4 protein-coding genes and 1 pseudogene are annotated in these 13,493 nt (G+C 61.1%); 3 read left to right on the forward strand and 2 right to left on the reverse strand.

Annotation, left to right across the window (positions count from 1 at the left end; all coding sequences use genetic code 11):
• Together M5G26_RS04635 and M5G26_RS04640 are read left to right on the forward strand one after the other, a co-directional pair.
• A pseudogene (locus M5G26_RS04635) lies at positions 1 to 8,627 on the forward strand (LapA family giant adhesin); the annotation flags it as partial.
• 149 nt (positions 8,628 to 8,776) lie between these two features.
• Positions 8,777 to 9,115, forward strand: coding sequence for a hypothetical protein (locus M5G26_RS04640; RefSeq protein WP_007918987.1), 339 nt, complete (start codon positions 8,777 to 8,779; stop codon positions 9,113 to 9,115).
• 214 nt (positions 9,116 to 9,329) lie between these two features.
• On the opposite strand, the gene lapD is transcribed toward M5G26_RS04640, so the two are convergent.
• Both lapD and lapG read right to left on the reverse strand, forming a co-directional pair.
• Positions 9,330 to 11,276: a cyclic di-GMP receptor LapD gene (gene lapD / locus M5G26_RS04645; RefSeq protein ID WP_273914572.1), complete on the reverse strand. Its 1,947-nt coding sequence runs from the start codon at positions 11,274 to 11,276 to the stop codon at positions 9,330 to 9,332.
• 14 nt (positions 11,277 to 11,290) lie between these two features.
• Positions 11,291 to 11,983 carry a cysteine protease LapG gene (lapG, locus tag M5G26_RS04650; protein ID WP_038369141.1) on the reverse strand — a complete coding sequence of 231 codons (693 nt, stop codon included), beginning with the start codon at positions 11,981 to 11,983 and terminating at the stop codon, positions 11,291 to 11,293.
• 197 nt (positions 11,984 to 12,180) lie between these two features.
• Between lapG and M5G26_RS04655 the strand changes: the two genes are divergently transcribed.
• Positions 12,181 to 12,891 (forward strand): GntR family transcriptional regulator, encoded by a 711-nt coding sequence (locus M5G26_RS04655; RefSeq protein ID WP_150692830.1) that lies wholly within the window; start codon positions 12,181 to 12,183, stop codon positions 12,889 to 12,891.
• The last annotated feature ends 602 nt before the right edge of the window (positions 12,892 to 13,493 follow it).

Raw genomic sequence — 13,493 nt, forward strand, 5'->3', positions numbered from 1 at the left:
ACCAAGCCGTCAAAGCGCAGGCCACCCCCCCCGCCACCGGTGGCAACTTCAAAAATCTGGTGCCGAGCACTGTTCCGGCCGTGACCGAAGTCACCGACACCATCGACACCTCGACCGTCAAACTAACGGCCGATACCTCCGTAGCCGAAGGCGGCACCGTCACTTACACCGCCACTGTCGGCGCTCCAGTCACCGGCTCGCCGGTTGTCGTCACCCTGACAAACGGTCAGACGATCACCATCGGCGTCGGCCAGACCACCGGCACCGCGACCACCACGGCGCCAAACGACGCATTGACCGGCCACGCGCCGATCACCAATGCGATCACTGAGGTCAGCGGCGGCAATTACGAAAATCTGGTGGCTGACAAAACGCCGGTTTCGACCAATGTCACTGACACCGTCGACACCACCAATCTGTCGCTCAGCGCTACAGGGACCGTCACAGAAGGCGGTTCGATCGTTTACACCGCAACCTTGACCAACGCCGCAGGCTCACCAGTCACCGTGACCCTGTCCAACGGCGCCGTGATCACCATCGAGGCCGGCAAAACCACTGGCACCGTGACCGTTCCAGCACCGGCTGACGACGTATACAAAGACGCCGGCACCGTTCAGGCAACCATCAGCAATGCCACCGGTGGCAACTTCGAAAACCTCGTGCCGAGCACTGTTCCGGCTGTGACCGAAGTCACCGACACCATCGACACCACCACCGTCAAACTGACCGCCACCGAGTCGGCAGCTGAAGGCGGTAATGTCGTCTACACCGCGACTGTCGGCGCGCCAGTCACCGGTTCGCCGGTTGTCGTGACCCTGGCCAACGGTCAGACCATTACCATCGGCGTCGGCCAGACCACCGGCACCGCCACCACCACCGCGCCGAACGATGCATTGACCGGCCACGCGCCGATCACCAATGCGATCACCGGCGTTACCGGCGGCAATTACGAAAACCTGGTGGCCGACAAGACCCCGGTTTCAACCACTGTCACCGATACCGTCGACACCACTAACCTGTCGCTGAGCGCGACGGGTTCGGTTGCTGAAGGTGGTTCGATTGTTTACACCGCAACCCTGACCAACGCGGCTGGCTCGCCAGTTACCGTGACTTTGTCGAACGGCGCGGTAATCACCATCGAAGCAGGCAAAACCACAGGCACTGTGACCGTTCCAGCTCCGGCCGATGACGTTTACAAAGACGCGGGCAAAGTTGAAGCGACGATTTCGACTGCCACCGGTGGCAACTTCGAAAACCTCGTGCCGAGCACTGTTCCGGCTGTGACCGAAGTCACCGACACCATAGACACCTCGACCGTCAAACTGACGGCCGATACCTCCGTGGCCGAAGGCGGCACCGTCACTTACACCGCCACTGTGGGCGCTCCAGTGACCGGCTCGCCAGTCGTGGTGACCTTGGCCAACGGCCAGAACATCACCATCGAAGTCGGCAAAACCACCGGCACCGTGACCATCACTGCACCGAACGATGCGCTGACCGGTCAGGCGCCACTGACCAACTCGATCACCGGCGTTACCGGCGGCAATTACGAAAACCTGGTGGCCGACAAGACCCCGGTTTCAACCACTGTCACCGATACCGTCGACACCACTAACCTGTCGCTGAGCGCGACGGGTTCGGTTGCTGAAGGTGGTTCGATTGTTTACACCGCAACCCTGACCAACGCGGCTGACTCGCCAGTTACCGTGACCCTGTCGAACGGCGCCGTGATCACCATTGAGGCGGGCAAAACCACTGGCACCGTCACCGTCGCTGCGCCAGCGGATGATGTTTACAAAGATGCAGGCCAAGTCGAAGCAACCATTTCGACCGCGACTGGTGGCAACTTCGAGAATCTGGTGCCAAGCACCGTGCCGGCCGTGACCAATGTCACCGACACCATCGACACCACCACCGTAAAACTCACCGCCACCGAGTCGACAGCTGAGGGTGGCAACGTCACCTACACCGCGACTGTCGGCGCGCCAGTCACCGGCTCGCCGGTTGTCGTAACATTGGCCAACGGTCAGACGATCACCATCGGCGTCGGCCAGACCACCGGCACCGCGACCACCACGGCGCCAAACGACGCATTGACTGGCCACGCGCCGCTGACCAACGCGATTACCGACGTAACAGGTGGCAACTTCGAGAACCTGGTGGCCGACAAGACCCCGGTCAGCACCAACGTGACCGACACCGTCGACACCACCAATCTGTCGCTCAGCGCTACCAATTCGGTCGCTGAAGGCGGTTCGATTGTTTATACCGCGACCCTGACCAACGCCGCTGGCTCGCCGGTCACCGTGACGCTGTCCAACGGCGCCGTGATCACCATCGAGGCGGGCAAAACCACCGGCACCGTGACCGTTCCAGCCCCGGCTGACGACGTCTACAAAGACGCCGGCACCGTGCAGGCGACCATCAGCACGGCTACCGGTGGCAACTTCGAAAACCTGGTGCCGAGCACGACGCCGGCTGTGACCAGCGTCACCGACACCATCGACACCACCACCGTGAAACTGACGGCCACCGAGTCGGCGGCTGAGGGTGGCAACGTCGTTTACACCGCAACTGTTGGCGCGCCAGTGACGGGCTCGCCAGTCGTGGTAACCCTGTCGAACGGTCAGACCATCACCATCGGTGTTGGCCAGACCACCGGAACCGCGACCACTACTGCGCCAAACGACGTGTTGACCGGCCATGCACCGCTGACCAACGCGATCACCGACGTGACCGGCGGTAACTTCGAAAACCTCGTGGCTGACAAAACGCCGGTCAGCACGAACGTGACCGACACTGTCGACACCACCAATCTGTCACTGAGCGCGACGAACTCGGTCGCTGAAGGTGGCTCGATCGTCTACACCGCAACATTGACCAACGCCGCCGGTTCACCAGTGACCGTGACGCTGAGCAACGGCGCCGTGATCACCATCGACGCCGGCAAAACCAGCGGCACCGTGACCGTTCCCGCACCGGCCGACGACGTCTACAAAGACGCCGGCACCGTGCAGGCGACAATCAGTACCGCCACTGGTGGCAACTTCGAAAACCTGGTGCCGAGTACGACTCCGGCTATCACCAGCGTCACTGATACCATCGACACCACCACCGTAAAACTCACTGCAACCACAACTGCAGCCGAGGGCGGCAACGTTGTCTACACCGCGACTGTTGGTGCTCCGGTAACAGGTACGCCTGTGGTTGTGAACCTGGCAAACGGTCAGACCATCACCATTGGTGTTGGCCAGACTACGGGGACTGCAACCACTACCGCACCAAACGACGTATTGACCGGCCATGCACCGCTGACCAACTCGATCACCAACGTCACTGGCGGCAACTACGAAAATCTCGTAGCCGACAAGACGCCGGTTTCGACCAACGTCACTGACACCGTCGACACCACCAATCTGTCGCTGTCCGCGACCGGCACCGTGGCCGAAGGCGGCTCGATCGTTTACACCGCGACATTGACCAACGCCGCTGGCTCGCCAGTGACCGTCACCCTGTCGAACGGGGCCGTGATCACCATCGACGCCGGCAAAACCAGCGGCACCGTGACCGTTCCAGCGCCAGCCGACGACGTCTACAAAGACGCCGGCACCGTGCAGGCCTCAATCAGCAACGCCACCGGTGGCAACTTCGAAAATCTGGTACCAAGCACGACTCCGGCTATCACCAGCGTCACCGATACCATCGACACCACCACCGTGAAACTGACGGCAACGGCCACTGCGGCAGAGGGCGGTAACGTCGTCTACACCGCGACCGTCGGTGCTCCAGTGACGGGCTCGCCGGTTGTGGTAACCCTGTCGAACGGTCAGACCATCACCATCGGCGTTGGCCAGACCACCGGCACCGCGACCACCACTGCACCGAACGATGCGTTGACTGGTCACGCACCGCTGACCAATTCGATCACCAACGTCACGGGCGGCAACTACGAAAACCTCGTAGCCGACAAAACCCCGGTCAGCACCGCCGTGACCGACACCGTCGACACCACCAACCTGGCGCTCAGTGCGACCGGTTCTGTGGCTGAAGGCGGGTCGATTGTTTACACCGCCACGCTGACCAACGCCGCAGGTTCGCCTGTGACCGTGACCCTGTCGAACGGCGCAGTGATCACTATCGAGGCCGGCAAAACCACCGGCACCGTGACTGTTCCGGCACCGGCTGACGACGTCTATAAAGACGCTGGCACTGTCCAGGCAACGATCAGCACCGCCACCGGTGGCAACTTCGAAAACCTCGTCACCAGCACTGCTCCGGCCGTCACCAGCGTCACTGATACCATCGATACGACTACCGTGAAGCTGACCGCAACCGGTACAGCGGCTGAAGGCGGCAACGTCGTCTACACCGCCACCGTCGGCGCAGCCGTGACCGGCGCGCCTGTTGTCGTGACCCTGGCCAACGGTCAGACCATCACCATCGACATCGGCAAAACCACCGGCACCGTGACCACCACCGCACCGAACGATGCGTTGACTGGTCACGCACCGCTGACCAACTCGATTACCAACGTAACGGGCGGCAACTACGAAAATCTGGTGGCCGACAAGACCCCGGTCAGCACCACCGTGACCGACACCGTCGACACCACCAACCTGACGCTGTCCGCGACCGGCACCGTGGCCGAAGGTGGCCAGATCACCTACACCGCGACCCTGACCAATGCCGCCGGCTCGCCAGTCACCGTAACCCTGAGCAACGGCTCGGTGATCACCATCGACGCGGGCAAAACCAGCGGCACCGTGACCGTTCCAGCACCAGCTGACGACGTCTACAAAGACGCCGGCACCGTGCAGGCGACCATCACCGGCACCAATGGCGGCGGCTTCGAAAACCTCGTGACCAACACCACGCCAGCCGTGACCAACGTCACCGACACTATCGACACCACCACCGTCAGCATCACCGGCAGCAGCTCGGTGACCGAAGGCCAGACCGCCAGCTACACGGTCAGCCTGAACCACCCGGCGCAAACCGAAGTGACCCTGAAAATCGTCTACAGCGGTACCGCCGCCGACGGTTCGGACTTCACCGGCGTGTACACCGTGAAGATCCCGGCAGGTGCGAGCAGCGCGCAGTTCAACGTCGCCACCATCGATGACAAGATCACCGAGGGCACCGAGAACTTCGTGGTCAAGATCGATTCGGCCACCGGCGGCAACTTCGAGAACCTCGCGGTCAGCAGCACCAACGGCAGCGTCAGCACCTCGATCATCGACAACGATGCGCCACCCGTGCTCGACCTCGATGCCAACAACTCCAGCGGCGCCACCGGTGCCGACTACAAGGTGACCTTCACCGAAAACACCCCGGGCGCGGGCGTATCGATTGCCGACACCGACATCAGCATCACCGACCCGGACAGCACCATGCTCACCGGTGCCACTGTGGTTCTGACCAACCGTCAGGACGGCGATGCGCTGAACCTCGGCAACAGCGTCAACGGCATCACCATCAATGCCAACAGCACCAACGGCACCGTCACACTGACGCTGTCCGGCAATGCGACGCTGGCCGACTACATGCAGGCCATCAAGAACATCAGCTTCACCAACGGCAGCGAAAACCCGAGCACCGTACCGCGCATCATCACGGTGACCGTGACCGACGGCGGCAATTACTCCAACACCGCGACCACCACGGTCAACGTGGTGGCGGTCAACGACGCTCCGGTTGCTGCACCGAGCAATGTCACCGGCACCGAAGACACCCCGCTGGTGCTCGGCTGGTCGACTTTCGGTGTGACCGACGTCGACAGCCCGGCCAGCAGCCTCGGCATCAAAATCACCCAATTGCCGGGCGAAGGCAAACTGCAGTATCTGGACGGTTCGACCTGGAAAGACGTCGCCAACAACCAGACCTTCAGCAAGGCTGACATCGACGCGGGCAAGCTGCGCTTCCTGCCGGATGCCAACGAGTCGGGTGTCAACGGTTACGGCGGCACCGGCCTGGGCAACAACCAGGCGGACTACGCACAGATCAAATTCCAGCCAACCGACGGCCAACTGCTGGGCAACACCGGCACCGTGAAGATCGACATCACGCCAGTGGCGGATGCGCCGACCGTGAGCGTGGCCGACAACAGCGTGAAGTCCACCGGGCTGATCAAGGAAGTCTGGACCGGCCTGGCGGGTCTGGGCACCAACGGCAATGGCGCGGATTCGACCACGTTGAAAAACGTCATCGACGGCGCCGGCACTCCGAACACCAGCACCAATGTGAACAACGTGCAGTCCGACGGCAGCGTGACCGCCGGTACGGCTTCGAAGACGTCGGGCCTGATTTATCTGGAAGCCGGCAAGACCTACACCTTCAGCGGCATTGCCGATGACAGCTTGCTGATCACGATTGGTGGCAAGAGTGTGGCTTCGGGTACCTGGGGCGCAGGCGGCGCCATCAATGGCTCGTTCACCCCGACCACCAGCGGCTACTACACCCTGGACATCTACCACCACAACCAGAGCGGCCCGGGCAGCTACGACGTCAACCTGTCGGTCAACGGCAGCACGCCGATCGACCTGAGCAGCGCCGGCGTGCCGATCTACACCGGCGTGCAGGATCTGATCAACTCGGGCGTGACCGTCTCCGATCTGCACGGCAGCAACGGCGAAGGCTATTACGACGGCTACAAACTCAACACCGGCGCCGAAGGCACCACGGTGAAGCTCTCGGCGATCACCACCGCCCTGACCGACACCGACGGCTCGGAAACCCTGAGCGTGAAGATCAGCGGCGCACCAGTTGGCTCGGTGCTCAGCGATGGCGCGGGCCATACCTTCACCGTCACCGCCAGCAGCGGCGACGCCAACGTCACCGGCTGGAACCTCGGCAGCCTCACCGTGACCCCGCCGCCGTACTACAACGGCCAGTTCAACCTGACCGTGACCTCGACCTCCACCGAAATGGTCGGCGGTTCGGCGAGCAGCACGGCGACCATTCCGGTCACCGTGGTGCCGGCGGTCTACAACGCCATTGTCGCCACGTCGGCCGATGACACCGTCAGCGGCACCGATGGCAACGACATCATGGTCGCCGACATCGGCGGCCTGACCGTGGTCCCGGGCACCAACTACAACATCGCGTTCATGGTCGACAGCTCCGGCAGTATGAGCAGCTCGTCGATCAATGCGGCCAAGGATTCGCTGACCTCGGTGTTCAACACCCTCAAGCAGAGCCTGGGCGGCAGCAACTCGGGGACGGTGAACATCTTCCTGGTGGACTTCGATACCCAGGTCAACAAGTCGGTGTCGGTGAACCTCAACGACCCGAATGCGCTGACCCTGCTCAAATCCGTACTCGACTCGATGAGCTCCGGCGGCGGCACCAACTATGAGGACGTGTTCAAAACCACGGCCAACTGGTTCCAGAGTGCCGACGCTGTGGCCAACACCGGGGCGAAGAACCTCACGTACTTCATCACCGACGGCCAGCCGACCTACTACCAGAGCGGCGAGCAGACCAACCCGACGCTGTACGGCAGCGTGAAGTTCGACAGCGTGGTGACCACCAGCAACTACAAGCTGGGCGACACCTTCAGCACCTATATCGACAACACGCATTACCTGAGCATCAACGCCAGCGGTTTTGCCCAGTTGCAGACCTACACGGCCCGTTATGGCTGGAGCACCACCAATCTGGGCACCGTTCACGCGCAGGGCGACGGCACTTACGAGTTGTCGAGTCTGGCCGGTAGCGGCAGCAGCACCACCTCGACCACCACCGACAACTCGACCAGCAGCTTCGCGTTGCTCAGTGGCCTGTCGAATGTCGAGGCCATCGGCCTGAACAGCGGCGTCAGCCTCAACGATCTGAAACCTTACGATTCGGATAAAACGCCGCAAACCAACATTGATCCGAAGGATCTGGCCAACTCGATCATCGGCCACACCGAAGCGACGCTGCCGGGCAATGACACCGTCAGCGGTGGCGACGGCAACGACATCCTGTTCGGCGACCTGGTGAGTTTCAACGGCATTGCCGGCGAGGGTTATCAGGCGATGCAGGCGTTCGTTGCCAAGGAAACCGGGGTTGACGTCAGCAAAGTCACCACCAGCAACGTGCACCAATACATCACCGAGCACTATCAGGCGTTCGATGTGTCCGGCGCGCATGACGGTAACGACACGCTGTTGGGTGGCGCGGGCAATGACATCCTCTTCGGCTCGGGCGGCAACGACTTGCTCGATGGCGGCAAAGGCAATGACATCCTGCTCGGCGGCACCGGCAACGACACGCTGATCGGCGGTCAGGGCAACGACATCCTGATCGGTGGTTCGGGTGCCGACACCTTCGTCTGGAAGGCGGGCGATACCGGCAACGACGTGATCAAGGACTTCAAGGCCAGCGAAGGTGACCGCATCGATCTGCGTGATTTGTTGCAGGGCGAGACCGGTAGCACCATCGATAACTTCCTGAAGATCACCACGGTCGATGGCACGTCGTCGCTGCAAGTCAGCTCGGCGGGCAAGTTCAATTCGGGCGACGCCGCTGCGGCAACCCCGGATGTGACGATCAAACTGGAAGGCAACAACTGGTCGAGCGCCAACATTCACAACCTGATTGCCGGCAGCGATCCGACTATCAAGGTCGACCACAACAACAGCTGATGCGTGAACAAAACGGCCGCCCCATTTGGGGCGGCCGTCACGTTTGTGCGGTCCGGACCGGTGACGATTGCGTCGCCGCCCCGCATACTCGCGCGCAGTTGGCTATGCTGCTGACAGCATGACGCTGGTTCATTTCTGAGGGATGCTCAATGTTTTACGTGCAACGCGATGCGCAAGGTCTGTTGATTCGCGTGGAAGCCGCGGCCTACGCCGAGGCCACGGAAACGCTGCCGGCCGACAGCCATGAAATCCAGGCCTGGTTCGCCAATGAAGTGGTGGAAACCAGCCTGAAACAGCTCAAGCAGAGCGACTTTGAAATGATTCGGGTACTCGACGACCTGATTCAGGTGCTGACCCAGAAAGGCGTGATCCGCGTCACCGACCTGCCACCGGCGGCCCAGGCCAAACTGATGGACCGGACCCAGGCGCGGGAAGCGTTGGGCGGGTTGAGTCAGTTGATCGACGAGGATGAGGGCGGGTTGATCTGATCCACCCGGTATCAAAAGCCTACCCTCACCCCAACCCTCTCCCAGGGGGAGAGGGAGCTGACCGAGGTGTCTGGCGGTATACATCGACCTGAAAAACCGGGTCGATTATGGATTCAGCGCAGCTCTTTCACGTCGGCGTATTACATCAATATCCCACGGTCAGTCCCCTCTCCCCCTGGGAGAGGGCTAGGGTGAGGGTTGCTTTTGCAATGACTCACCGCCAAGGCTTCGGCTCACCCAACAACTGCCCCTGAACCCCATACAAACCCATCTCGCGAATCACCGCCAGCTCCCCTTGCGTCTCGACCCGCTCGGCAATCAGCGGCAGATCAATGCTGTGCGCCGCGCGCTGGATCGCCTCAATGAACAGACGCTTGTCACTCTCCTGATCGATCGCACGAATGTAACTGCCATCGATCTTCAAGTACGCCAGCCCCAGCCGCGCCAGGTTGCCGATCATGCTGAAGCGCCCACCAAAACGTTGCAGACTCAGCGAGAACCCGAGTTCACGCAGGCGCCGGGTCAACTGCTCCAGCACCGCCTGCTCCGGCAATTGCTCCTCACCGATTTCCAGGGTCAGGCGCTCGCCGAGGTTGGAATGCGCGCGCAAAATCTCGAAGACTTTGTTCAACGCCTGCGGATCGGCCAGGGTCGCCGAAGACAGGTTCAGCGCCAGCGAATCTTCATGCTCTTTCATCTGCTCCAGCACGCGCTCAAGCATCAGGCGATCCAGCCGCGCGGTCCAGCCAAAGCGCTCCAGCCACGGCAGGAAGCGCCCGGCCGGAATGGTCTGGCCCTGATCATCGAGCAAGCGCGAGAGCACTTTGTAATGCAGCACCAGTTGCGTGTCGGCGGCAGCCACCACCGGCTGGAAATACAGCTCGAAACGCTGCTGACTCAAGGCCTGATCGAGCAAGCGATGCCAGGCATGGTGATCGTCGCCGACATCCGCCGTCAGGCCCTGATCGATACAGGCCCAGTTCTGCTCGCCCTGCCCTTCGGCCTGCGCCAGCGCCTGATCACCGAGGGTCAGCACCTGTTGCGGCGAATCGCCGTGGGTGAACGGCGCCAGGCCGATCGACGCCACCGCAGCGACGTCGGTCGCGCCAGTGGCATGCAGACTGCTCAAGGCATTGTCGAGGTTCTGCGCCAGTTGCAGCGCTTCTTCACGAACCAGCCCCGGCGCCAGCACAGCGAACTCACCGCCACGAATACGGGTGACGAGATTCTGGGTTTCCGGGTACTTGGCGCATTCGCGAGACAACTGTTCGCCGACTGCTTTCAACAATTCATCGGTGCGCTGACCGCCCAGACGCTGGTTGAGCCCGGCCAGATCCTTGACCCGCAACAGCAGCAAGTAACCCGAACTGGCCTGCTCCGGATTGCTCACCCGATTGTTCAACTGCATCTCGAAATAACGCCGGTTGGCCAACCCCGTCAGGTTGTCCTGATAAGACTCGGCACGCAGTTTTTCACTGCGCTCGGCCTGTTCCTGAAACAGCGCCTTGAGCTTCTCGACCATCTGGTTCATCGCCTGCACCACACGGCGCAGTTCAGGCGTGCGCGGCAATTCCGGCAGGCTGAGGAATTCGCGGCGGGCGATGGCATGGGATTGCTTGACCATGTAATCCAGCGGCTTCAACTGCCGACGCAGCAGCAACGCACCAAGCACCGCACTGAGCGCACCGCAGATCAGCAGCCAGCCAAGGCTGCCCAACGCGCTCTGCCACAGCTTGGCCACCGCGAACATCGGATGGCTGACAACCTCGACCCGCGCCGCCTGCTCCCAGCCACGGCTGACCAGCGCATCGCCACCGGCTGGCTCCAGGCCGATCAGTTTGACGAACCAGTCCGGCACATTGCTGACCGCCGGAATGCCGTTGCGCTCGACAATGGTCTGATCGGTCTTCAGATCGACCACGCGGATGCTCGCATAGTAGCCACTGTCGAAAATCGAGCTGACCAGCAGCTCGACCATCGCCGGGTCGTCGATATTCGGCGTCAGCGACAAGGCCAGCGCCGTCGCAGCGTCCTGGGCGTGGGAACGCAACTGGTTGACGTACTGGGTGCGCGAGCTCTCCAGACTGACCATGAAGCTGCCGGTGAAGGCAACCACCAGGAACAGACAGATAGCGATCAACAGCTGTTTGAACAAAGACATCTGAGCGCGTGCTCCTAGTTAGTCGTCTCGACCGGAAAACCTTCGGCCTGCATTTTCTTCAACACATCCTGCCAGCGCGACAGGCGTTTGGTGTCACCGACCTTCTTGTTGCCCTTGGCGCCTGGCAGGTACAACCCTTCAGCATTGAAAGAGTAGACCGGCAGCAAATCAGTTCGCTGCGACGCCGGCTGGATCGGGTCGATCAGGCTGTCGAGCACCAGCGGCATGGCATCGGGGGTGGCATAGTAAGTCAGGACCATATGCGCGCGGTTCTGGCGCAACGCTTTGACATAGGTGATGCGCAGCTTGTCACTGGAAACCCCGAGGTGGCGCAGGCTGAAATACTTGGCGATCGCATAGTCTTCGCAGTCGCCAGCGCCCTTCCACAGCGCCTCGATCGGCGTTTCCCAGTAATCGACCTCGTGCCACAGGTCGATGTCCTCGACGTAGCGCACCTGTTTGTTGAAGAACAGGTTCACCACTTTGAGCTTTTCCATCTCGCTGACTTGCTTCTGCGTAGCCAACAGATTCTGCCAGGCATCGATACGCTGTTGCCCGGCACCCAGCGGCCCGTAAAGTGCCGTGGCTTTGCGGCTGATCGTGGAAAAATCCCAATCGGCATGCAGACCGCCCAGCATGACGCCGGCCAGCAGCAGTGCGCAGCCTAGCCAGCGCAGTGTCCGGGGGATCGCGAAACATACCGCCACAGCAGGATTCCGGGGGGCAGGAAGGAAAGCGTTTGATGGTGAAGCTTAGCCGGCGAAAAAACAATGGCACCATGAGATCATCGCCGGCGCGCTAAACTTCAGTTGCCAGCGCATTGTTTTACAAGGTTTGACAACCTGTAGAGCAATCACTAGTGTCATTTGGATCCAAATCAGGCCGACATACAGGGTGCGTAGTCGTGACACAGAAGCCCAAACCGCTGCATAGCATTAAAGTCGATGGACCGATTCCTGCGCATCTGGCCCGGTCGGTGATCGAAGAAACCCTGCGCTCGGCGATCCTCGATGGTCGTCTGCCCTGCGGCACGGCGCTGCGCCAGCAGGATCTGGCCGACCTGTTCGGCGTCAGTCGCATGCCGGTGCGCGAAGCCTTGCGCCAACTCGAAGCCCAAGAGCTGCTGAGCGTGACCGCGCACAAAGGCGCGGTGGTCGCGCCATTGATTCAAGGCGATGCCACCGAGACCTACGAACTGCGCATCCTCCTCGAGTCCGAAGCCATGCGGCAGTCGATTCCGCTGCTGACCTCGGCCGATCACACACGCGCCGCCGGTTACATCGAAGAGCTGGAAGCGCAACACGACTACACGGAAATCGGCCGGCTCAACCGTTTGTTCCACATGGCCCTGTACTGCAAAGCGCCCAATAAACGCTTGCTGCGACTGGTCGAAGACGGGCTCAACGAGGAAGAGCGTTTTCTGCGCTTCAACCTTGAAGCCATGGGCTTGGGCAAATTGTCCCAGGACGATCACCGCGCGATGCTACAAGCCGTCCGTGAGCGTGATATTGAATTGTCGATCAACCTCCTCGAGCAGCACCTTAATCGGGGTGTCGAGGTGATTACCCGCTATCTGGCTACCCCCGCCGCGCAAAGCCGCAAAGCCGCGCGCTGAGCGCGCTCTATCCCCCGCGAATCACCCACTTACAAATCCCCAAGCGATCCGCCAGCCCTCTGCTGGGCGGATCCGCCTGCCCGCTCTAACCTCCCTGCGCCGTTCAGCCCGGAATTTGCACCTTGCCGGTGACGAATCGGTAATAGCCGTGGCGCTGATTTACCCGCACTCTTGAACGGCCAACCCCATAAAGAACGGGCGACGCGCCGCACCGACGGCGCAGTCCCCGCACCAGGAACCTACGGAAGGAGCCTTGCCACGGGAAAAAGGAAGTCATGGCGCGGGGTCACGGCCAACTTCCGCCCCTTTTAAATCATTCAACTCTTATTACTGGAAAGTTGCTTCGAGTGAGGCATTCACTCTTGTCGATCAATTTTGGCCATTATTCGCCGAAAGGAGCAACTACGCCCAAATAAAACTTCAGCCAAAAGTTTTATCGAAACTACTCAACTTCAAAAAACAGCAAACTTAAAATAATTAAAAATGTACTTGTTAAATACTTTGTCGGTGTATTAGTTTTTCCTCGCCAAGTTTGAACTTCGCCCTTCACTTCGGCACCCGCCCAATGCCTGCGTTACATCAGCAGCGCCTTATGGGCAGAC

This window comes from Pseudomonas sp. TNT2022 ID642 (assembly GCF_028656995.1).
GTDB lineage: Bacteria > Pseudomonadota > Gammaproteobacteria > Pseudomonadales > Pseudomonadaceae > Aquipseudomonas.

Bases quoted from the DNA above. Each gene is read 5' to 3' on its own strand.
- M5G26_RS04640 (WP_007918987.1), top strand. From the start codon at position 8,777: ATGTTTTACGTGCAACGCGATGCGCAAGGTCTGTTGATTCGCGTGGAA.
- lapD (WP_273914572.1), bottom strand. From the start codon at position 11,276: ATGTCTTTGTTCAAACAGCTGTTGATCGCTATCTGTCTGTTCCTGGTG.